Genomic DNA, 22193 nt, shown 5'->3' with positions numbered 1-22193 from the left:
TCCACCTTAGTGCCTTGAGCCGATTCGTCGAGCGCGTTCAGGCCTCGTGATAGGGGCAGACTCGTTCAGCCATCGCTGTCGGGGCGGAAGTCGATGAGGTACATGAGGACCTCGACGATGAGGCTCGGATCGATGGCGACGTGCTCGTCCATCGCCTTGCCGGCCGCGGCAGACAGGGCGATCCGGTTGAACACCGAGATGATGATCGTGAGGAAGTCGCCGAGCGGCTGCTTCGTCGTCGCCCCGGCGACGTCGAGGGCCGTGGTCACGAGGGCGGCCAACCGGTCGAGCTGAGTGGCGTTGAGCTCGACATAGCGCGCATGGAGATGTGGGACCCGCAGACAGTAGAGCTCGATCTCCTGTTCCGTGATCGTCTCGGCCACGGTCTGCTTCTTCTCATTGAAGACATCGTCGATGAACTGCGTCATCAGGGCTTTGATCTCCGGCGCCTCGGCTGTGGCCATGAGCTGCTCGGACCACCGCTGGATCGTGGCATCGAGGCGATCGAGATTCTCCGAGATGCGCATCTCGATGATCGCGAGCACCAGATCGTCACGGCTGGAAAAGTTCGAATAGAACGCCCCACGGGTCAGGCCTCCGGCCTCGCAGATCTCCTCGATCGAGGCGCCGTCGATGCCGCGCAAGGCGAAGACCGAGATGCCGGCCTGAACGAGGGTGGAGCGGGTCTGGCGTCTGCGCGGGCTGAGTTCGTCTGTGTTCATCGTCATTTCGTTGCAGTGGGGTCGGCGATGGCCAAGGTGGTGCAGTCGTCTGCGCCGGCATCGGAGCCGGCAGCGACGGAGGGGCGGAGAGCGAGGCGCCTGAGCATCTCATGGGAATCCCCGCTCAACCTGGGATCCATTTGCGTGGAATGTGGGCAGTGCACAACAATACAACACTGTATCCAATACACTTTTGTATCGAGGTTTTCGTGTCAACTTTCCTCTACGCCCTGGGGCGTCGTGCGTATCGGACCCCCTGGCGATTCATCGCCGTGTGGCTGCTGATCTTCGTCCTCGTCGGAGCCGGAGTCGCCGCCTTCTCCAAGGACTTCGACAACGACTTCACGCTCCCGGGTTCGGAGGCGCAGATCGCTCTCGACTCGATGAAGTCGACGTTCCCCGAAGCCGCCGGCGTCTCCGCCTCGGTGATCGTCGTCGCCGCTGACGGCGATTCGGTCGAGGACGAGAAGTACAAGGACGCGATCGAAGACGAGATCGACCGCATCGAGGACCTCCCGCACGTCGACACGGTTACCTCCCCGTACTCCGACCTTGTCGAGGGCGCCATCAGCAAGGACGAGACGGCGGCGATGATCTCCGTCCAGTACGCCGGCACTCAGCAGGACGTCGGGGAAGACGCCGGCGACCAACTCATCGACGCCCTCGACCCGCTGCGCGACGCCCTGCCCGGAGCGCAGGTCGAGGGCGGCGGTGAGCTCTTCCAGATCACCGGTGTCGAGATCTCCTGGGTCGAAGGCATCGGCGTCGTCATCGCCTTCATCGTCCTCCTGCTCACCCTCGGGTCCTTCCGCGCCGCGGGAATGCCGCTGATCACCGCGCTCATCGGCGTCGGCATCTCCGTGCTGCTCATCGTCGGGGCCACCGCGTTCGCGACGATCAACTCCTCCTCGATCATGCTCGCGCTCATGCTCGGCCTGGCCGTGGGCATCGACTACGCACTCTTCATCGTCTCCCGCGCCCGCGACCTTCTCGCTGAAGGCCACGACCCCGTCGAGGCGGCCGGGCGCGCCGTCGCGACGGCCGGGTCCGCCGTCGTGTTCGCGGGCATGACCGTGATGATCGCGCTCCTCGGCCTGTCCCTGGCCGGAATCCCGTTCCTCACGATCATGGGAATCGGGGCCTCCGGCTCCGTCGCCGTGGCCGTGATGATCTCTCTTACGATGGTCCCCGCCCTGCTGGGACTCGTGAAGTCCAAGATCACCCCGAAGCCGACGAAGCGCTACCGGAGGGCCTATGCCGCGGCCGCTCAGCGGGCGACGACGGGCACGACCGCCTCGGCGAAGGGATCATCGACCGGCACCGAGGCAGACGACGGTTCCACAGGGACCCCCGCCGAGGCGGCCGACCCGGCACTGCGGGAGAGGATCGCCGACGAGGCGCGCGCCGAGGGCGGCGACCCGTACCCGCCGACGATCATGAACAAGTTCTTCGCCGGGTGGCTCAAGGTCGTCACGAAGATCCCGCTGCTGACGATCGTCGTCATCGTCGGCGGCCTCGCGCTCTTCGCGATCCCCGCCACCCAGCTCCAGCTGTCCCTGCCCACTGCAGGCGACCAGGAGCAGGGCACCCCGGCGCGGGGGACCTACGACCTCATCGACGAGCACTTCGGGCCCGGCTACAACGGCCCCCTGGTCATGACCAGCCAGATCGTGACCAGCGATGATCCGCTCGGAGACGTCGAGGAGATCGAGAAGCGCATCGAGAAGGTCGACGGCGTCGAGCAGGTCATCATGGCCACCCCGAACCGGGACGCGACCGTCGGGCTCTTCCAGATCATTCCGACCACCGCCTCCGACGACCCGGCGACCCTCGATACTGTGGATCGGCTGCGGGACCTCAGCACGGAGATCGAGGACGACTTCGACTTCGACACCGCCGTCACCGGGGCCACCGCGATCCAGATCGACGTCTCCGACCAGCTCGGCAAGGCTCTGGTGCCCTTCGGCATCTTCGTCGTCGGACTCTCCATCATCCTGCTCATGATGGTCTTCCGATCCGTGGCGGTGCCGATCAAGGCCACCGGCGGGTTCCTCCTCTCCGTCTTCGCCTCCTTCGGCACGGTCGTCCTCGTCTTCCACGACGGACTCTTCGCCGGCCCCTTGGGCATCGACGGGACGGGCCCGGTCATCAGCTTCCTGCCGATCATCGTCATGGGCATCCTCTTCGGCCTCGCGATGGACTACGAGGTGTTCCTCGTCTCGGGCATGCGCGAAGCCTATGTCCACGGCTCCTCGGCCAAGGACGCCATCAGGGCCGGATTCGCCTCCTCAGCCCGCGTCGTCTCCGCCGCAGCGATCATCATGTTCTCCGTCTTCGCGGCCTTCGTGCCCGCCGGCGAACCGATCATCAAGTCGATCGCGCTCGCCTTGGCCGCCGGCATCTTCGTGGACGCCTTCCTCGTGCGCATGTCGCTGGTGCCGGCGATCATGCAGCTGCTCGGCGACAAGGCCTGGTGGCTGCCGAAGTGGCTCGATCGAATCCTGCCGCGCCTCGACGTCGAAGGAGAGGGCCTCGCCCACGAAGTGGCCCTGCGCGACTGGCCCGAACCGAACTCGGACTACCGGGTCTACGGACGTGGGATCGGCGTGTACTCCGGGGACCGCGGCTTCGCCCGCGTCGACATCTCCCTGCTGCCCGGTCAGATCCTCGTCGCCAGCGGCGATTCCCGCCGGGCTCTTCTGCTCGCCGTGTCCGGGCGCGCCGGACTCACGGCTGGGGAGATGAAGATCGGCCAGAACGTTCTGCCCGAACACGCCGGACGGGTCCGCCGTCAGGTTCCCTACCTCGACCTCAACCGGGGTGAAGCCGACCGGATGATCAGTCCGCGCGACATCTCTCGGATGGCCGCCTCGGCGCCAGATCTGCTCGTCATCGACGGGGCGGAGAAGCTCGCGGCCGGAGCACGGGAATCGGACGGACCGGCACGGAACCTGCGCGATCTGCTGCCGCAGCTCGTCGCCGAAGGCACCACCGTGATCCTCGGCCTGCCCGACGGGGATGTGACCGGGATCTTCGATCCCGAAACGAACTACTTCCACCTCGACCTCGACGAGGCTCGACCCGATGAGCGGGGCGGAACCGACAGCGAATCCGACGGCGAACACACCCACGCCGTCGACAGCACCAACATGGAAGGTGTGCAGTCGTGAGACTCGAACGTGCGAACTCGAAGAAGCCGGTGAACTGGCTCTCCCTCCTCGGCCTGGTCCTCATCCCGATCATCGTGGCGGCCGGTTTCATCCTCGCCACGTGGAAGAGCGGCGATCGTCTCGAGACCATCGAGGCGGCCATCGTCAACAACGACGACGGGGCGAAGGTCGACGGCAAGACCGTGCCGATCGGGCGACAGCTGACCAGCGGTCTGGTGGGCGAGGACGAGAACAACATCCACTGGGTCATCACCGACGAAGAGGATGCGAAGAACGGGCTGTCCGACGGCACCTACGCCGCGAAGCTGACGATCCCCGAAGGCTTCTCCCGCGCCGTGACCTCGGTCGATGATGCGAAGTCGGCGACGCAGACGCAGCTCGACGTCGACGTCTCAGGCACCGCTCCGGCGCTCGATACGCAGATCTCCCGATCCGTCGCCGAGGTGGCGCGGACGACCTTCAACACGCAGATGACCGAGACCTACCTCGACAACATCTACGTCGGGTTCAACAAGATGGGCGACCAGATGAAGGACCTCGGCGACGCCGCCGGGGAACTCGACAAGGGTGCGAAAGGCCTCAAGGAAGGCACCGGGCAGTCGGCTGAAGGCGCCGGTGAACTCTCCAAGGGCATGGACCAGCTCGGCACGTCCGGCGGCGAGCTCAAGTCCGGAGCCACGGAGCTGTCGAAGGGCGCCGGCGAACTGTCCAAGGGTGCCTCGGAGATGTCCGGGGGGCTGAACGAACTCGACAAGGAGACCTCGAAGCTGCCCGAGAGCACGCAGAAGCTGGCTGACGGCTCCGGTGAGCTCTCCGACGGCGTCGACGAGTACACGAAGTCCATCGACGAGATCATCAAGGGCTTCGCCGGGTCCGGAGACTCGGGTGAAAGCGGTCTCGGTGACATCACAAAGGGCGGTAAGGAGCTCGAGAAGGGCGCCGACGGTGTGTCCAATGGCGCCTCGGGCCTCTCCGACGGGCTGCACCAGTACCGCGACGGTCTGAAAGAGGGCGCCGACAAGGCCGATCAGCTGGCCGGGACGAAGCCTGATCTCGACGCGCTCGTGGCTGCCGGCATCATGACCAGGGCCGAGGCCGATCAGGCACGGGCCGAGATGTGCCCGACCGGCACTCCCGATCAGGTCTGCCAGGGCATCGAGCAGGCCTATGCTCAGGGGCTGCTCAACGGCACATCTGGTGGTCTGAACCAGGCCGTCGACGGGCTCGAGCAGGAGCAGAACGGCTCGTCCCTCCTCGGCGGGTCCGATGAACTCGCCAAGGGTGCTTCGGAACTTTCCGACGGTGTGACCAAGTTCGTCAAGGGACTCGAGGACGGCCTCGGTGAGCTGACGAAGGGCATGGAGGACATCTCGAAGAACGCTCCGAAGCTCCTCGAAGCCTCGAAGGGGCTGCGCGACGGTGCGGCCGGGGTCGCCGACGGCAACCAGCAGCTCGCCGACGGTATGCCGGCCCTGTCCAAGGGCATCGGCAAGGTCGCCGACGGTTCCTCGGAGCTCTCCGACGGTGCCGGTCAGCTCAGCGACGGGCTGAGCGAATACAGCACCGGCGTCGGCAAGTACACCGACGGCGTCTCCGAGGCAGCAACCGGCACCTCCGAACTCTCAGCGGGCCTCGATAAGCTCGATGAGGGTACGGGCAAGTACGCGAAGGGCGTGAGCAAGTTCGCCGACGGCGTCAAGGACGGTGCGGACGAAGTGCCGTCCTACACGGCTCCGGAACGTGACCGCTTGGCCAAGGTCGCCTCGGCGAATATCGCATCGCCGGACACGGACAGCGTCACGGATGTGCTGGCGGGATCGACGATCGCCCTGCTCATCATGCTGGCCCTGTGGATCGGCGGACTCGTGACCTATACAGTGCTCAAGCCGATCCCGGCATGGGCTCTGCTCTCGACGAAGTCCTCGCTCGCCGTGTGGGCGCGCGGACTGCTGCCCGGCCTCGTCGTCGGCGTGCTGCAAGCGCTCGTGCTCTCGATCCTCGCGGTCACCGTGATGGACATCGACGCGATCCAGGGCTTCGACATCGCCGTGCTCACGTTCGTCTCAGCGATCGTGTTCATGACCTTGAACTTCGCGCTCGTGGCGTGGTTCGGGGGAGTGGGCCGATTCCTGTCTGTCATCGCCGTGGTGCTGGCCGTGGCGGGTCGGACGATCGGCGCGGTGCCGCAGTTCTTCGACTTCGTCGCACCGATCCTGCCGCTGACTCCGTCGATGAACGGCTTCGCAGCGATCGCCGCGGGCACCAGCGGGCAGGCTGCCGCGTACGGCGGACTGCTGGCCTGGGCGGTCATCGGCATCGTGATGTCGCTGCTGGCCATCGTCCGGGCACGGACCACGAAGCCCGAAGCCGCCCTCGAAATGGCGTAGGCGCGCTTCGTGGCCGCGGCGCCTGGCGCTCCCTCGCCCGGGAGCGCCTCGCCCGCGTGCAAACGGCCCAGCGCAACGCGTCGCATCTCGTCGCCTCTGCGCGGTCCAGCGCGCCGCCTCACGTCGCAACACGCCGCATCACGTCGCCTCTGCGAACAGCCCAGTCCGAGTTGAATAGCCCATGTTTGAATCAGGGCCATTCACTCTAGACTGGGCTGTTCGCGTTCGGTGCTCGGCCCTCGAGTCCGTTTCGGGACACCCATTTCTGAAATGCTCACTTTCCTCCCTGTGCATTACAGAGCAGGGTGTATCGAACCTGGCCTCGTGCATTGTGCGGCGTGGAGTTCGGCAACTGCCGCGGGTGGTGTGGGGCGCTGGCCGAACTGAGTCGTCGGCGTCCGCTGGGTCGCGGGTGGACCGAGAGTTCGTGGCGATTGGCCTCCGGGGAGAGCCTGCGGGGTCTCAGAGGAGGTCGAGGATCGCCTCGGCGGCGGCGTGCGAGTCATTGAGCGTGGCCGCGTTCGTGCCCGGATTGGCGGCGATTGCGAGGCCCCACTGCTTCGACGACAGCTGGATCGACAGAGCGAACCGGCGCGGGTGGACGTTGCCCTCGACATCGATCGTGCGGTACGGCCGAGACGTGAGCGCGAGTCCGTTGAGGAATTTCTCTCGACCGTCGTCCAAGGTCAGGCGGGCCGCGGTGAGCTGACCGCGTTCAAGCATCCCGTACAGCAGGACATCGGCTGCGCGCGAGACGGAGTTCGTCGGGGACGCGGCATCGATGACGACGCTGCCCGTGATCGCTCCGGCGGCCTGCGCCGAGGTCACCGTGAAGATCTCCGGCCGTGGCCCCTGCGCCTCATTTGTGAGGCCCTGCGCTTCGGCAGTGGGGCCCTCGACCCTGTCCGGCCGTGCGGCGATGCCGGAACTTGTGTTCTCTGCTTCAGCTTCGGGCGCCTCCTCAACCTCGCGGAGAGCGTCAGGGCTCTCTTCGATGCGCATATCGGGACCGATGAAGGACACGATTCCCGCCTCAGCGAGGGCGATGAGTTCGGCGATCCGCTGCGGAGGAGGTCCATCGCAGATGCCGGAGACGAAGCCCTCGAACCAGCCGAGGATCTCCATGTCGATGCTCACGCGGTCGATATGGCCTGCGACGATGAGCTCCTTGAGCAGCAGGCGGGACTGCCACAGCACGGTGAAGAGCGCCTTCTCCGGGCTGCCGGTCGGACCTGCCAGAGAGCTGCGCAGGTCGGTGCGCAGGAAGTCGAGCATCCATTCGTGCAGAGAACCTGCCTCGCCCGGCTCACGGCTGGTGAAGAGCTCGCCTTCGAGCGGGTTGAGCAGGGTGTGCAGTGACATGCGGTCGGCGGGATCGGGCACGAGTGCCTCTTCGATCTCCGACCAGGCGAAGGCCTCGCGGGTGACGCGGCCTGGACGGGCGGCATCCTCGGTGGTAGTGGCGCTGGCTGCTCGTGCAGCGCTGGACGTGGTCGTGGCGCTGGTCGTTCGTGCAGCGCTGGTCGCGGCCGTGGCGCTTGCCGCAGCGCGAGCGGACGCAGCCGTCCGAGCCTCGCCAGCACCGACTTCGCCCGACTGCGGATGGGTCTCCTGCCAGGTGCGGCGGGTCAGGTGGCGTGAGACCGCCTCGCCGATGGCCTCGCGCAGCTGGCCGGGATCATCGGCGAACGCTTCGGGACGGACCTGGGAGAGCGTGTGATAGTACGCCAGACGCAGGTCGGCGAGGATGAGCGGCCACAGCTGATCATTGAACCGGGCACCGGCCTTGCGCTCCCCGTCGAGGTTCTCGAGGCCCGCGAGGAGCGCGATGTTGTCCTTCGTGAAGTACCGCAGCGGCCAATCCCGCCGAGGATGTTCGCGACAGATCGGTTTGCTGCGATACGGGATTCCGCGTCGTGATCCCAGCGCCAGGCGCGGTTCGTCGCCGCTGGGCACATAGCGCAGCCGGCCGCCGGATTCGGGTTCGAACCGGCCTCCGCGCTCATGAGTGAACAGGGTCTGCAGGTCGAAGTAGTTGAGCCCCATGCCGCGGACGATGACCCGCTCACCGGGGGCCACCTCGGTGACAGGGGTTTCCGCAGGCAGCCCCTGCGGCAGGTAGAGACCGCCGCACAGCTCGGCGAAAGCGGCGAGCCGGGCGCGCTCCTCCGGCTGGGCGCTGGGGATGTGACCGACGGCGAGCACGACGGCGCTGGCGACGATCGTCGTGCCGTTCTGGCAGCGCACGAGCTGCTCGAGGACAGTGGCTCGTGAACTCTCTGCCACCGATCGGGGGAGGTCCATCGCGGGCAGGTCGATGACGGATTCGGCCTTCGTCGAGTGTTCGACGATCTCGATGAAGTCCGGTGCGCCTTCGCGGATGCGCTGGTAGGCGTCGCGGAGGTAGCGGCCGTAGAGGCTGCGGCTGGGGAAGGTCGAGTGCAGCGGTTCGGTGCCGCCGTTGGCAAGGTACCACTCGGCCATGGACGGTCCGGTTGGTGCTTCGTCGGGGCCGAGGAAGCTGCAGCTGGAGTCGGGGAAGACGGTCTGCTCGGCGATGGTGGTGTTCATCAGCAGAGACTCGGGTTGGTCGGTGCGCCACACGATTCCCGCGCCGGGCGGGTACGGGTCGATGAGGTGGATGGTCAGCGCGGTCTCGGTGGTGGCGTCAGCCGCGCTGCGGGACGCGCCGACGGTGCCGGCGAAGCGCTTCGCCGCCAGCGCCACGAGCCTCTCAAGAACCGTGAGACCCCGCGGTCCGACACCGATGATCGCGACCGCGGGGACGGGAGTCTGTCGGTCCTGACTCACCCCTGCTCGCCGGTTCCGCCGTTGGGCCCGGGGTAGCCGGGGAAGTCGTCACCGGGCTTGAAGCCCTTCGGGTAGCACTTGCCTTCGGCGTTGGGCTCACCCGGCGTTGCCGCTTCGGTGGCGTCCGCCTCGGCGCCGGCCTCATCTGTGGATCCATCCGCGGAATCGGCTGGTTCATCGGTGGCGGTGTCTTCGGTGCTGTCCTCGGTCGAGTCCGTGCTGTCCTCGGATTCCTGGGACTTGCTGCCGTCGTTCGTCGGCTTCGGTGTCTCCTCGCCGTCGGACGCTCCCTTGACTTCGCCGAGGATCCACTTGTGGAGCACATCGTAATCGGGGTCGTAGGTCGGGGTGACGTCATTGTTGATCTGGACTGTGGTGACGTCGCCCTTCTGCATCATCATGGCGAGTTCGATGAAGGCCGGGATCTCGTTCTGTGGGATCGACGTGGCGATGTTCCGTGTCGCGGAGTTCGCGAGCTTCGGATAGGCCGTGGCGATCTCCTGCGGGTCGATCTGCTCGAGAGTGGTCTTGAGCATCCGCTGCTGACGGCACATGCGGTCGTAGTTGTCGCTGCCTTCACGGGAGCGGACGTACCAGAGTGCGTCCTTGCCCTTGAGCGTCTGCGGGCCCGGATCGACCCAGCCGTAGACCTCGTTCTTCACTCCCGACATCGATTTTCCGCCGCCCATCGGGATCGGGCGTTCGACGTCGATCTTCACTCCGCCGATGGCGTCGACGACGTCCTCGAATCCGGCCATGTCGACCGAAGACCAATAGTCGAGCTTGAGTCCCAAGGAGCCTTCGACGGCCTGCATCGTCGCCCACATGCCCGGTTCGAGTCCGTGCGGGTTTCCGATCTTGTCGGGGTTCTGTTCGCCCCACTGCCATACGGCGTTGATGAGGTCCTCGGACGAGTCACCGGAGGGGCGGAATCCGTCGGGCCACGCCTTTTCGAGTTCGCTGCCTTCGGGGAAGACCGGGAACGCGAGGTTACGGGGCACGGAGATGAGCGCGGCGTTGCCGGTCTTCGTGTCGATGGAGGCCACGAGCATCGTATCCGGGCGGGTGCCCTCACGATCGTCGCCGTTGTCGCGGCCCATGAGGAAGACGTTGATATAGGGCTTGTCGGCCCAGAGTTCTTCGGCGCTGTGGGATTTGCCCGTACTGTCGCCGAAGAGGCTGGCGACCGTGTCGGACTGCACGCGGGCGAAGACCGAGCCGACGCCGAGCGGAATGCCGATGATGAGGGCGAGGGAGACGACGAGGACGCCGGCCATCTTGTTCTGCCAGGGCCGGTATCGGTGCCCGCGGCGCAGCCCGAGGTGAGACACGACCATCACGAGGATCCAGATCACGGCCACGAGCACGGCGGCGATGGCGAGGAAGTTCAGCAGCGAGGGACTGGCGACGATCGTGGCGACCGCACGCACCGGTCCCTTGACCAGCAGATAGACGAGCCCGACGAGCAGAGTGAGGACGAAGAGACCGAAGACGATGAGTCCGGCGGGCCGGAAGCGTGTGTGCAGCAGTCCGACACCGGGCAGAAGGGTGCTCAGAGAGGTCCAGCCGACGAGGCTGGGGAACGATTCGCCGAGGCGGGAGGAATGGCGGCGGGCCCGTCCCGGTCCGTGACCGGTCGACTTCTCGTCGTGGGCGGAGCCGTTGTCGTCGCCTCCTCTCGCGGCAGACGATGCTCCGGTTGCTGCCGCAGTGCCGCCCGCACCGACCGCTGCTGCGGCCGCGGCGCTGCGCGCGCCCCGTGTGGCGGATGACTTCTTGCGGCCCCGGCCTCGGGATTCGGCCGCGTGCCGCTCACGGGCGTCGCGGCGTGTGGTCGGAGCGGAGTCCGTATCGGCGTCGTTGTCCGTGTGGTCGAAATCGTGGGAATCCCTCGCTGAGGCGGCCGATTCGTCCCGTGCGAACGTGCGCGGGGCATCGTGAGCAGGGCCGCGCCGTGAGCCGGCGCCCGGATCATCCGGTGTATTCGAGCTTGCTGCCGCGGCGACTCCGGCCGCAGAGGCTCCGCTGGCCGCGGCTGCACGCAGCATGCGGGCTTCGCGGCGAGTGCGCGGGGCGACCGGGCGCGGAGGCGGTGCATGCGGCGAGCGGGACGAAGTTCCTGCATCACGGGTGCTGTCGCCGAGTCGGTTGTCCGACTGATCTCCCGATCCACGGGAGCTTGTGCGGAACGAATAGTCGGATCGGGCATCGGCGGACCGTTTGGAGTCCTGACCGGAATTCTGGTCCGAGTTCTGGTCCGATTTCGTGCGGGACCGGCGGGGATTCGCCGCCGAGGCCGGCAGTTGTCGGGAGTCACGGCGCTGGGAGTCCGAGCGGCGAGGCTCGGACTGCCGAGAGTTCTGCTGCGGCAAGCTCGACTGCGGTGTCGAGTCGCTTTCGCTGGCGGCGGTGTCGCCGCGGAACCGGGGGCGAGCGGAGGCCCGGAGCCGACGACCTGTTGTCTGGGAATCGGGGTCGCTCCCATGCGGTCCGCGCTTGTCAGGGGGAAACTCTGGCAAGTTGTCTACTCCTCAAAAACTGTCTGCTCGTGCAATACGGCCCGCTCGCCGTTCTCGTCTCCGGCGCAGGGCACACCACGGCCATCGGATTTCCGACCGGTGTTTCTGCGAGGATCTGAGACCAGACCGCAAAGCACATCACGCCGATTTTACGCCTGCACATTGATGAATGCTGGAATTCCGGTGTGGGGGAGCGGTACAAAGGGGACGTTCGGCCCGGATTCGCGCCCGTCACGGGTCGGTTCGACTATGACGAAGCCCACTCTCCGCGGTTGCGCTTTGCCCTGGATGGCTCCTTTCCCTTAGGCTGTATCCCGTAGTGCTGGAGGGTCTGTCGGTGTGCATTTCGCCGAAGCGGATCGCAGCACTGCGGATGGAGTCGTGGCTGAGCGGCCGAAAGCGTCACCCTGCTAAGGTGAAGTCCTCCAATAGGGGGACCGTGGGTTCAAATCCCACCGGCTCCGCGTTTGGCAGAACCCCTGCGATCTGGATCAGGTCGCAGGGGTTCTGCGTTTCTGTTCGTCTCGACTTACGTTCGATGTAGTGAAAGTTCACCTGTCCGGGGTAAGTTGGTCCGCGTCCGCCCCGCGCCACCGGAGCTCACCAGCAGAGATGCTGCTCCGGCGAGTACTGAGGAGAACTCCCATCGCTATGCCCCTGATCCGCAGGACAGCTCTGTCCGCTGCTGCCGCCGCCCTGGCGGTGACCCTGACCGCCTGCTCGTCCGGAGATGACACAGAGGAACCGAACGCTGAGCGCGCCGAAACCCAAGGTGCCGCGCAGGAGCCCGGTGAGGCCGCAGATTCGAAGGGTGAATCCGGATCTGCCGAGGCGGCCGGCCTCGACCCGGATGATCTTCCCGATCCGGTCGCCTCCCAGGAGATTCCCGCCGCCGTTGAGGGCGACGAGAAAGCGACGATGACTGTCGAGCTGTTTCCTCTGAAGCGTCAAGGCGAGACTGTCGTGGCGCAGTTCGCGTTCACCGTGAACTCGGACAAGACCGACGAGGACGACGACGGCGACGATCTCTACGGATACCTCGGCGATGCAAGTTGGAATCCTTTCCTCGTCGACTCACGGAACCTGCGCAAACACAACGTCTTGGATAAGTTCCCACAGCGAGCGCAGACTTCCTACCAGAGCACGAAGTTCAAACCCGGTCAGACTCACTACGCGTTCGCAGTCTTCGCCGCTCCGCCACCGGACGTCGACGAAGTCGAGGTCTCCGTCGTCGACGGAATGAACCTCGCCACCGGAGTGAAGATCTCGTGAAGCCGGCAGCCGCCGGTCCTGCAGCGGTGATCCTTGCGGCGGGCCTCGTCGTCGCCGGCCCACCCGCATTCGCGTTCGCAGACTCCGTGACTTCGCAGGACATCGCCAATCGCGTTACCCCGACGCCGGAGGACTTCACCGATCCCGACCAGTCGCAGATCGACGAGAGCATCGTCGAACTCGAACCGGAGATCTATGATCTGGGTAAAGGCATCGAGGATGTCGAAACGACGAAGGCCAGCGGCGGCAACACCGTGGTCACGCTCGACACCGATATCCTCTTCGACTTCGACTCGTCCGAACTGAGCGACACAGCGAAGAAGAAGATCAAGGACCTCGTCAAGGATCTGCCGACCGATTCCGAGATCACTGTCGGCGGGCATACGGACTCCAAGGGCGAAGACGACTACAACAAGAAGCTCTCCGAAGATCGCGCGAAGGCCGTCGCCGAGGTGCTCACCTCGGCGAACTCGGACCTTGACGTGACGGCAAAGGGTTTCGGCGAGTCCGAGCCCGTCGTGTCGAACGAGAAGAACGGTAAGGACGACCCCGAGGGACGGGCGAAGAACCGCCGCGTCGAAATCCGCTACGAAGACTGAGCCTGATCTTGGGCTGTTCGGGAAGAGTGGCTGAGACCATTGACGAACCTGACAGCACTGCATAGCGTCTCTTTGGATAGATGGTCATACATGAGGCAACTTCGGTGACGTCGGCCCTGATCCGGTGGCGAAACCGCCGATTCGGGGACCAACGGAGGGCAACCCAATGAAGACAGTCATCATCGGAGGCGGCGTGGTCGGGCTGACCAGCGCTTACGAACTGGCGCTGAGCGGACACGATGTCGGAGTCATCGAGACTGCCCGCTGCGGTGCGGGCGCCTCGCACGGGAACGCCGCGGGACTGCGGATCAACTGATCGAGTCGGGGTCCGTCGATGTCAGCGAACCGGTCACCGAGCTGCGGGTCGACACCGGATATGGCGGGGCAAGATCGAAGACTGTTCGAGCGGTAGTCTGCTGATCACGGGCAATGGTCGAAGCCGACACGATTCGCTGCACACGAGGAGCGCACAATGACGAACGAACCCGACTGCATCTCTTTCGATGATCTTGTCTCGGCGATCGAAACCAAGATCACTGCCGCAGGAGCCTCCTCGGCGGTTGCGAAAGTGCTGGCGACCAACTGCGCCACTTGTGAACGCGACGGCACTCTCAGCCACGGAGTCTTTCGCGTGGCCGGATACCTCGATTCGCTGACCCGCGGTTGGGCAGATGGGACCACAGAAGCGAGCGTCGACGTAGTCGGCCCTTCCTATATCCGCATCGACGGTCACAACGGCTTCGCCCAACCCGCACTCGCCGAGGCGGGGCCGGTGGTCGACCAGGCGCTCGACGACACCGGTGTCGCCGTCATCGCTCTGCGCAATACCCATCACTTCAGTGCCCTGTGGCCCGACCTCGAGGCCTTTGCGCGCGACGGTCGGGTGGCGATGGGGATGATTGCCAGCGGTAAGCTCGCCGTCGTCCCCGAGGGAGCCACCTGTCCGGTCTTCAGTACCAATCCGTTCGGCTTCGCCACTCCTGTGGCTGACGCGGACCCGATCGTCTTCGACTTCTCCACATCGTCGATGTCCCATGGAGATCTGCAGCTGCTGCGGGCCGAGGGGCGGGAGGTTGCGGTCGGAACCGGAGTCGACTCGACCGGCGCGGACACCACGGACCCGAATGCGATCCTCGATGGCGGCGGCATCCGTCCCGTCGGCGGTCACAAAGGTGCGCTGCTGTCATTCATGATCGAAACACTGGCTGCAGGACTGACCGGCGGCGCTTTCACCTATGAGATCGACGCGGAGGCTCCAGACGGTGCCCACACCTTCCGCACCGGCCAGCTCTTCATCGTCATCGACCCAGAGCGCGGCGGCAACGACGCCTACCTGGGGCGAGTCCGCGAATTCGTCGACATGCTCCGCGACGCAGGTATGGATCGTCAGCCCGGTGACCGTCGCTACGCCAATCGCGCAGCGGCGGCCGAACGCGGAATCCCAATCACCGACTCGATTCGCTCCCTGTTCGATTGAATTGTCGTCGACCGACCGAAGCCTGCTCTGTCCCGAACGGCACACGACCCCGCTGGCAGGAGTCGTCGACTCCGTTGAGTACGGTCCTCAGCCGTACATCCGCCACCACAGCAGCGCCACGTGCAATGCCGTGCGTGACTCCGCATCGTCGAGCGAGACGCCGAGGCGGTCCTGCAGACGATTGATCCGTGAGTAGAGCGCGGGTCGGGACAGGTGCCCGGCCCGCGCCATCGCCGACTTGTTGCCGCCATGGGAAAGGTAGAGCTCGAGGAAGTCGAGAAGTCCGTCGTCTGCGGCGTCCGCAGCGGATGGCAGAACGCCGTCTCCCCGCCGGTCATTACGCGTCGATTCGCCGAGCAGCGGCCCCAGCTCTCCCTCGGCGAAGGCACGCAGCCGCGAGTCCTCGGCCAGCAGAGACAGCAGCCCGCGGATGCGCACGTCCGAGGAGCGGTAGAACGCACGCTCGCGCACATCCAGCGTCGACGCAACCTCGGCGACGTGAGAGGCTGCTTCGAGACCGGCGACAGCGCGAAGCAGAGTAGTGCTGCCGCGGCCGACCCCGACCACCCAGCTCGAAGCAAGCCCCTCGAGCTCGGCGAGCAGACGGGTGAGCCGTTCATCGGCTTCCTCCGTACCGCGCGGGCTCGGCTGCGATCGTCGGCTTCTCCCGCGACCGGGCCCCAGAACGAACCCGAAAACACCCGACTGCAGGCTCGTCATGAGCAGACACAGATTGAGGCGCGAGGCGGCAGAGGCGATCTCCTGCGTCAGACCGCGCTCCTGCAGCTGCACCCGAGTCGGATCGGTGTCGGCCTCACGATCGATGCGGACGACCACCGGGGTGAGCTCGGCCCCTTCCGCAGGAGTGAATCCCAGAGAGCGGGCGCGCTCCCGTGCCGAACGCTCGTCGATGCCCTCCGAGTCGGTGATCTCTCGGATCAGGCCGCTTTGGGCCTGCAGCAGCAGATCCTGCTCATCGCGATCGGCCATCCGAATCAGCGTCAGGGCTTCACCCGCGCGTTCGATGACCTGCTCGAGATCGGCGACGGACTCGACGGCGCCGGGCACGACGAGCCGGCCCCACCGGCGAGAGCGCAGCCCCACCGGCGTCTGCCGCCACTGCGACGGCGCGTGACCGCCGGGTGTCGTACTCGCACCGCTGACGAGGTCGACCCACTTCTGCTTCTGCGCGAGAGCCTGCGAACCGCGGCCGGAATGGGCGAGAACCCGATGGGACACATCCTCGAGGACCACCGCCGTGCCCAAGAGCTCGGCCGTACGATCGACGATCGTCTGTGCCTCGGCTCGATCGAGGCTCAGCTGTGTGTACGTCTCGTGGATCTCTCGGGCATGTTCGAGCCGCGAGATCTGCTGCGCGAGGAGACGTCGATGGGCAAACTCCGTGATCTTCACGAACTTGACTCGGTGCGGGAGCACCACGACGGGCAGCTCTCTCGCCGAAGCGGCCTCCTGCACGACCGTGCCCGCCGCGTCGTCGAAGGCCGAGTCCTCGTCGACGAGTTCGATGATCGCGCCCGCCGCTGCCGCCCGCTCGAGCTGGTCGAGGAACTCTGACATCGCCTCGGGGCGGTGGCGAAAGGTCGTGGCCGTGGTGAGCACGAGCTCCCCACCTTCGAGGAAGCGCTCGACATGCTCGGAATCGGCGATGTGGACCCAGCGGATCGCCCGGTCGAGGACTGCTTCGCCGGCAAGCACCGCAGGCTCTGCAGCCTTGATCTCCTCGAACTCGAGCAGACCGGCGATGCTCAGCGATGCCCCGCTCGACTCCCGTGCAGTGTTCATTGACACAGTGTAAAGCCGAGGGCGAAGATTCTGACACCCTGACACTTCCGAGATCGGCAGGGCGGACCGAGGATGGACTCAACCGACGCACCGACGACGCAGAAGGACCCTTCATGGCAACGCTGACCCATTGGATCAACGGACAGACCGTCACCGCGGACACCGACACCCGCCTCGGCGACATCACGAACCCCGCCACCGGAGTCGTCAGCGGCCAGGTGGCCCTGGGATCGAAGGCGACCGTGGAATCGGCGATCGCCGCGGCCTCGGCCGCCTTCCCCGCCTGGCGCGACACCTCGCTGTCACGGCGGACGTCCATCCTCTTCTCCTTCCGCGAGCTGCTCAACGCCCGTAAGCAGGAGCTCGCGGAGATCATCACCGCCGAACACGGCAAGGTCCTCTCCGACGCCCTCGGCGAGGTCGCCCGCGGGCAGGAGGTCGTCGAATTCGCGTGCGGCATCGCCGGCCACCTGAGAGGCGGTCATACGGAGAACGCGTCGACGAAACTCGACGTACACTCCCTGCGTCAGCCGATCGGCGTCGCCGCGATCATCTCGCCCTTCAACTTCCCGGCCATGGTCCCGATGTGGTTCTTCCCCGTCGCCATCGCGACCGGCAACACCGTCGTGCTCAAGCCCTCCGAGAAGGACCCGACGGCCGCGAACTGGCTCGCCGAGCTGTGGAAGGAAGCGGGCCTGCCCGACGGCGTGTTCAACGTCGTCCACGGCGACAAGGAAGCCGTCGACACGATCCTTGAGAGCCCCGACGTCGCCTCGGTGTCCTTCGTCGGATCGACCCCGATCGCAAAATACGTCTACGAGAACGGCACGGCCGCCGGCAAACGCGTCCAGGCTTTCGGCGGAGCGAAGAACCACATGCTCGTCCTGCCCGACGCGGACCTCGACCTCGCCGCCGACGCCGCCGTCAACGCCGGCTACGGGGCAGCCGGTGAGCGCTGCATGGCGATCTCCGTGGTCGTCGCCGTCGACTCCATCGCCGAGGAGCTCGTGGCGAATATCGCCGAACGCACCACGACCCTGCGCGTGGGCGACGGCGCGACCGAGCCGGACATGGGACCGCTCGTCACCGCCGCCCACCGCGACAAGGTCGCAGGCTACATCGATGCCGGCGCCGAGGCGGGGGCGACGGTCGTCCTCGACGGTCGGGAGAACGTCCCGGCCGACGGGTTCTTCCTCAACCCGACTCTGTTCGACGACGTGACCACGGACATGTCGATCTACACCGATGAGATCTTCGGCCCCGTGCTCTGCGTCGTCCGCGTCCCCGGCTACGACGAGGGCCTCGACCTCATCAACGCCAACCCGTACGGCAACGGCACCGCGATCTTCACCAACGACGGGGGAGCGGCCCGCCGCTACGAGAACGAAGTTGAGGTCGGCATGGTCGGCATCAACGTCCCGATCCCCGTGCCCGTGGGCTACTACTCCTTCGGCGGGTGGAAGAACTCGCTGTTCGGCGACACCCACGCCTACGGCGACGAAGGCGTCCACTTCTTCACCCGTGGGAAGGTCGTCACCTCCCGCTGGCTCGATCCCAGCCACGGCGGACTCAACCTCGGCTTCCCGACCAACGACTGAACAGACCACCACGGACGTCCACCCCGACCAGGGGGCGGACGCCCATGCAACGACGAACCACCTCGGCGAAGGAGCCCTGACATGACCACCACCGCGGATTCCCAGCTCACCGAATCGCACCTTGACGCTGATCGCTCGGGCGCTGATCGGATCGATGCGCAGCAGATCGAGGCCGGGCGACGTGCCCACGAAGTCGACCGGGCGCACGTCTTCCACTCCTGGCAGGCACAGGGACCGTTCGACCCGATGACGGTCATCGACGCCGAAGGCTCCTATGTCTGGGACGGTGAGGGCCGAAAGCTGCTCGACATGTCATCGCAGTTGGTCAACACCAATATCGGCCACCAGCACCCGGCCGTCGTCGCGGCCATCCAGGAGCAGGCGGGCCGGCTGTGCACGATCGCGCCGCAGCACGTCAACGACGCCCGCTCCGAGGCGGCCCGACTCATCGCCGAACGCACCCCGGGCGACCTCGACCACGTGTTCTTCACGAACGGGGGAGCCGACGCCAACGAGCACGCGATCCGGATGGCTCGGCTGCACACGGGGCGGACGAAGGTGCTTTCGGCCTACCGCAGCTACCACGGCGGCACGCAGCTGGCCGTCAACGTCACCGGCGACCCGCGCCGGTTCGCCAACGACTGCTCCGCTGAGGGCATCGTCCACTTCATGCCCGCCTACCCTTATCGGTCGTACTTCAACTCGACGTCCGAGGCCGAGGAGACGCAGCGGGCGCTGGCCCACCTCGAGGACATGATCACCCTCGAAGGGCCCGGCAATATCGCCGCACTCATCCTCGAGACCGTGCCGGGCACCGCAGGGATCTACGCCCCGCCGGCCGGCTACCTCGCCGGCGTGCGCGAGCTGACGGCGAAGTACGGGATCGTCTTCATCGCCGATGAGGTGATGGCCGGCTTCGGTCGCACCGGTCGCTGGTTCGCCCTCGACCACTGGGACGTCACCCCGGATCTCATCACCTTCGCCAAGGGCGTGAACTCCGGATACGTCCCACTCGGCGGGGTCGCCATCTCGGAGGCGATCTTCGAAACCTTCCGCGACCGGGCCTACCCGGGCGGACTGACCTACTCGGGACATCCGCTCGCCTGTGCCGCAGCGGTCGCGACGATCACCGCCATGGAGGACGAGGGGATGATCGCCAACGCCGACCGCCTCGGCGAGGACATCATCGGCCCGGCTCTGCGGGAGATGGCGCAGCGTCACCCCTCGGTCGGGGACGTGCGGGGGCTTGGAGCCTTCTGGGCCGTCGAGCTCGTGAAAGACCGGACGACGAAGGAGCCGCTGGCGGCGTACGGCGGCAGCTCACCGGAGATGAACGAGGTCATCGCAGCGCTCAAGGCCGAAGGCGTGCTGCCGTTTGCGAACTTCAATCGAATCCACGTCGTGCCGCCGCTGAACACCCCGGATGAGGACGTCAGGTTCGGACTCGCCGCTCTCGACCGGGCACTCGACGTCGCGGATCGATACGTCACGGAGCAGATTCGTCACGCGTGAAGGAGGTGTCGCCTCGGTGATGTCCCGTCGCAGATTCCGCGGGTCGGTAGGCCACGATTTCCGCGGATGACTGCGTGAGGCGGGGAGCCGCCTCGGCGAGGGACTGCTGGTTTCGGGCCCCGTTCGGAATGTGAGTGCTATTGCACTCCCAGCCGGGCAGGGCCCGTTTGCGCACGTCAAAAGTGAACAAAAGGTGAACGAGGTGGAGTAGGGTCAAATTGCGGGTGAAGAGCGGTTGAATCTGTGGGTAGACTTCTGCGGGATAGTGATTGCTGGCCGTCAGCTGCATCATCCACGGTCCGAATAGTGTCTACACCCAAGGTCGATTAGTGGAAATCATCTTCGTCGTCGTGCTCGTCATCGCACTGGCACTGTTCTTCGACTTCACCAATGGCTTTCACGATACGGCCAATGCCATGGCCACACCGATCGCGACCGGGGCCATCAGACCGAAGACGGCGGTCACGCTTGCCGCGATCCTCAACCTCGTCGGTGCCTTCCTCTCCACCGAGGTGGCCAAGACCATCTCGGGCGGCATCATCAAGGAAGGCGGCGGGGGAGTCCAGATCACTCCCGACTTCATCCTCGCCGGCCTCATCGGCGCCATCATCTGGAACATGGCGACATGGCGCTTCGGCCTCCCTTCCTCCTCGTCCCACGCACTCTTCGGCGGCCTCATCGGTGCGGCCATCGTCGGTGCCGGACTCAACTCCGTCGACTACGGAGTGTTCCTGTCCAAGGTCGTCATCCCGGCTCTGGCCGCCCCGCTCATCGCAGGGTTCAGCGCCTATCTGTGCACGAAGATCGCCTACGCGATCACTCGCCGCCACGAGGAGGGCAAGACCGCTCGCCGGGCACCGTTCAAGTACGGGCAGATCTTCTCGTCCTCGCTGGTGGCACTCGCCCACGGAACGAACGATGCGCAGAAGACGATGGGCGTCATCACCCTCGTGCTCGTCTCCGCGAACCTGCAAGAGCACGGCACCGGTCCGCATATCTGGGTGATCACCGCATGTGCGCTGGCCATCGCGCTGGGCACCTATGTCGGCGGTTGGCGCATCATCGACACCCTCGGCACGAAGCTGACGACGGTCAAGCCCGCTCAGGGACTGTCGGCCGAGACCTCGACGGCCGCGGCTATCCTCGCCTCCTCCCACCTCGGCTTCGCTCTGTCGACGACTCAGGTCGCCTCCGGTTCCGTGCTCGGTTCGGGACTGGGCCGCAAAGGTGCCGATGTCCAGTGGTCGACGGCCGGACGGATCGCCTCCGGTTGGCTGCTGACGATTCCGGCCGCCGCGATCGTCGGCGGGATCGCCGCCGGCATCGCTCACTTGGGAACGGTCGGCGTCGTCATCGACACGGTCATCGCCGTCGTCGTGGTGCTGTGGATCTACCTCAGCTCCCGCCGGGTCCAGGAGACGGACATCTCGAACTTCGACACCGTCGGCGAAGCCGTCAACATCCGCGGCCGCAAGCGCAAGCTGCGCAAGGACCGCAACCGCAAGCGCGCTCAGCAGAAGCGGGAAGCTCGCTACGAAGCCTGGGCAGAGAAGCAGGCGGCGAAAGAGAAGCGCCGCGCCCACCGTGACGCCAAGAAGAACGGGGCCGTTCCCGCCGAGGCGACGACAGGATCGTCGGCGTCCGGATCGACGTCCGGCTCGACCTCCGGACCGGCGTCCGGCGCCGATTCGGGGCGTGCCTCGAACACCGGAGCCGATGCGAGTCGGGCAGATGCGAGCGATCAGGGAGACGCGAAATGATCGAGTGGAGTTCCTTCGCCATCGTGGCTGCCGCGACATGGGTCTCGGCCATCATCGTCATCACGCTGTTCTCCGTTGCCGTGCGCATGCGCGCGACACATCTCGACCGGGTCGACGAGGGCCGCAGCAACGCAGGGCTGCCGGTCGCCTACTGGACGGTCTTCGGAATCTGCGGAGCAGTCGTGCTGCTCGGCGTCTACCTCATCGTCCCGGCCCTCCACGGCGCCTGACGGCTCGGGCGGCGATCGCTTGCCGTCGGCCACTGCCTGCCGTCGGCAGCCGCTTTGAGCGACCATCACTCACCGGCAGCGTCACGTCCACCCTTTAGCGCGCCATCCTTCACCCTTAGCTGCAGCGCATACAACTGCAACGGCACAACGTGACGCTGCGACGACGTTTTGCTTCCACCGGTGCTCAGCGACAGCAGCGTTGAGGGATGCTCGAGACCGTCTGCATGACACGTTCTGCACTCCGCACCGTCAGCTGCAATTTCTACCATTGCGTCTGATCTATGCCGCTTGTGCACTTCGCATTTCGTGGGATTCGCGGCACTTTTGCGGGGT

The 22193-nt window shown here is 66.0% G+C and carries 14 protein-coding genes and 1 tRNA gene; 11 read left to right on the top strand and 4 right to left on the bottom strand.

Annotation, left to right across the window (positions count from 1 at the left end; all coding sequences use genetic code 11):
• Positions 1–65: 65 nt before the first annotated feature.
• Entirely contained in the window at positions 66–728 is a 663-nt protein-coding gene (locus BI49514_RS02340) for a TetR/AcrR family transcriptional regulator (protein ID WP_257904106.1), read from the bottom strand.
• Positions 729–931: 203 nt separating this feature from the next.
• Here BI49514_RS02340 and BI49514_RS02335 point away from each other — a divergent pair, with 203 nt between their 5' ends.
• Both BI49514_RS02335 and BI49514_RS02330 read left to right on the top strand, forming a co-directional pair.
• Positions 932–3892, top strand: coding sequence for an MMPL family transporter (locus BI49514_RS02335; RefSeq protein WP_101543875.1), 2961 nt, complete (start codon positions 932–934; stop codon positions 3890–3892).
• Positions 3889–6279: a YhgE/Pip family protein gene (locus BI49514_RS02330; protein WP_101543874.1), complete on the top strand. Its 2391-nt coding sequence runs from the start codon at positions 3889–3891 to the stop codon at positions 6277–6279. Before BI49514_RS02335 ends, BI49514_RS02330 begins: the two co-directional genes overlap by 4 nt.
• Before the next feature lie 462 nt (positions 6280–6741).
• Here BI49514_RS02330 and BI49514_RS02325 read toward each other — a convergent pair whose 3' ends face one another.
• The gene (locus BI49514_RS02325) at positions 6742–9090 is read right to left on the bottom strand and encodes an FAD/NAD(P)-binding protein (RefSeq protein WP_101543872.1); all 2349 of its coding nucleotides are present in this window, start codon (positions 9088–9090) and stop codon (positions 6742–6744) included.
• Positions 9087–11609, bottom strand: a complete 2523-nt coding sequence (locus BI49514_RS02320) for an LCP family glycopolymer transferase (RefSeq protein ID WP_244195234.1) — start codon at positions 11607–11609, stop codon at positions 9087–9089. Before BI49514_RS02320 ends, BI49514_RS02325 begins: the two co-directional genes overlap by 4 nt.
• A gap of 375 nt (positions 11610–11984) precedes the next feature.
• Between BI49514_RS02320 and BI49514_RS02315 the strand changes: the two genes are divergently transcribed.
• The 5 genes from BI49514_RS02315 to BI49514_RS02295 all read left to right on the top strand — a co-directional run bounded on the left by BI49514_RS02315 (position 11985) and on the right by BI49514_RS02295 (position 14957).
• Positions 11985–12073: transfer RNA gene (locus BI49514_RS02315), tRNA-Ser, on the top strand.
• Positions 12074–12260: 187 nt separating this feature from the next.
• Positions 12261–12881 carry a hypothetical protein gene (locus tag BI49514_RS02310; protein ID WP_101543871.1) on the top strand — a complete coding sequence of 207 codons (621 nt, stop codon included), beginning with the start codon at positions 12261–12263 and terminating at the stop codon, positions 12879–12881.
• Positions 12878–13480 (top strand): OmpA family protein, encoded by a 603-nt coding sequence (locus BI49514_RS02305; protein ID WP_101543869.1) that lies wholly within the window; start codon positions 12878–12880, stop codon positions 13478–13480. The genes BI49514_RS02310 and BI49514_RS02305 overlap by 4 nt, the downstream gene beginning before the upstream one ends.
• A 166-nt stretch (positions 13481–13646) precedes the next feature.
• Entirely contained in the window at positions 13647–13796 is a 150-nt protein-coding gene (locus BI49514_RS02300) for an FAD-dependent oxidoreductase (protein WP_101543867.1), read from the top strand.
• A 156-nt stretch (positions 13797–13952) separates the two neighbouring features.
• Positions 13953–14957: an Ldh family oxidoreductase gene (locus BI49514_RS02295; RefSeq protein WP_101543866.1), complete on the top strand. Its 1005-nt coding sequence runs from the start codon at positions 13953–13955 to the stop codon at positions 14955–14957.
• Positions 14958–15044: 87 nt separating this feature from the next.
• Here BI49514_RS02295 and BI49514_RS02290 read toward each other — a convergent pair whose 3' ends face one another.
• Positions 15045–16760: a PucR family transcriptional regulator gene (locus tag BI49514_RS02290; protein WP_101543864.1), complete on the bottom strand. Its 1716-nt coding sequence runs from the start codon at positions 16758–16760 to the stop codon at positions 15045–15047.
• A gap of 113 nt (positions 16761–16873) precedes the next feature.
• Here BI49514_RS02290 and BI49514_RS02285 point away from each other — a divergent pair, with 113 nt between their 5' ends.
• The 4 genes from BI49514_RS02285 to BI49514_RS02270 all read left to right on the top strand — a co-directional run bounded on the left by BI49514_RS02285 (position 16874) and on the right by BI49514_RS02270 (position 21860).
• Positions 16874–18358, top strand: coding sequence for a CoA-acylating methylmalonate-semialdehyde dehydrogenase (locus BI49514_RS02285; protein WP_101543862.1), 1485 nt, complete (start codon positions 16874–16876; stop codon positions 18356–18358).
• An 81-nt stretch (positions 18359–18439) separates the two neighbouring features.
• Positions 18440–19870 carry an aspartate aminotransferase family protein gene (locus BI49514_RS02280; protein ID WP_101543860.1) on the top strand — a complete coding sequence of 477 codons (1431 nt, stop codon included), beginning with the start codon at positions 18440–18442 and terminating at the stop codon, positions 19868–19870.
• Between the two features lie 329 nt (positions 19871–20199).
• A complete protein-coding gene (locus BI49514_RS02275) occupies positions 20200–21630 on the top strand; it encodes an inorganic phosphate transporter (protein WP_101543859.1) in 1431 nt (476 codons plus the stop codon).
• Positions 21627–21860: a hypothetical protein gene (locus BI49514_RS02270; RefSeq protein WP_101543857.1), complete on the top strand. Its 234-nt coding sequence runs from the start codon at positions 21627–21629 to the stop codon at positions 21858–21860. The genes BI49514_RS02275 and BI49514_RS02270 overlap by 4 nt, the downstream gene beginning before the upstream one ends.
• The last annotated feature ends 333 nt before the right edge of the window (positions 21861–22193 follow it).

The sequence above is a fragment of the Brevibacterium iodinum ATCC 49514 genome, assembly GCF_900169265.1.
Lineage (GTDB): Bacteria > Actinomycetota > Actinomycetes > Actinomycetales > Brevibacteriaceae > Brevibacterium > Brevibacterium iodinum.
This window is presented reverse-complemented; position numbering and strand designations above follow the sequence as displayed.

What these genes read in the sequence shown, in the direction of transcription:
- BI49514_RS02340 (WP_257904106.1), bottom strand. Translation starts at nt 728, where the DNA reads ATGACGATGAACACAGACGAACTCAGCCCGCGCAGACGCCAGACCCGC.
- BI49514_RS02310 (WP_101543871.1), top strand. Translation starts at nt 12,261, where the DNA reads ATGCCCCTGATCCGCAGGACAGCTCTGTCCGCTGCTGCCGCCGCCCTG.
- BI49514_RS02300 (WP_101543867.1), top strand. Translation starts at nt 13,647, where the DNA reads ATGAAGACAGTCATCATCGGAGGCGGCGTGGTCGGGCTGACCAGCGCT.
- BI49514_RS02295 (WP_101543866.1), top strand. Translation starts at nt 13,953, where the DNA reads ATGACGAACGAACCCGACTGCATCTCTTTCGATGATCTTGTCTCGGCG.
- BI49514_RS02290 (WP_101543864.1), bottom strand. Translation starts at nt 16,760, where the DNA reads ATGAACACTGCACGGGAGTCGAGCGGGGCATCGCTGAGCATCGCCGGT.
- BI49514_RS02285 (WP_101543862.1), top strand. Translation starts at nt 16,874, where the DNA reads ATGGCAACGCTGACCCATTGGATCAACGGACAGACCGTCACCGCGGAC.
- BI49514_RS02280 (WP_101543860.1), top strand. Translation starts at nt 18,440, where the DNA reads ATGACCACCACCGCGGATTCCCAGCTCACCGAATCGCACCTTGACGCT.
- BI49514_RS02270 (WP_101543857.1), top strand. Translation starts at nt 21,627, where the DNA reads ATGATCGAGTGGAGTTCCTTCGCCATCGTGGCTGCCGCGACATGGGTC.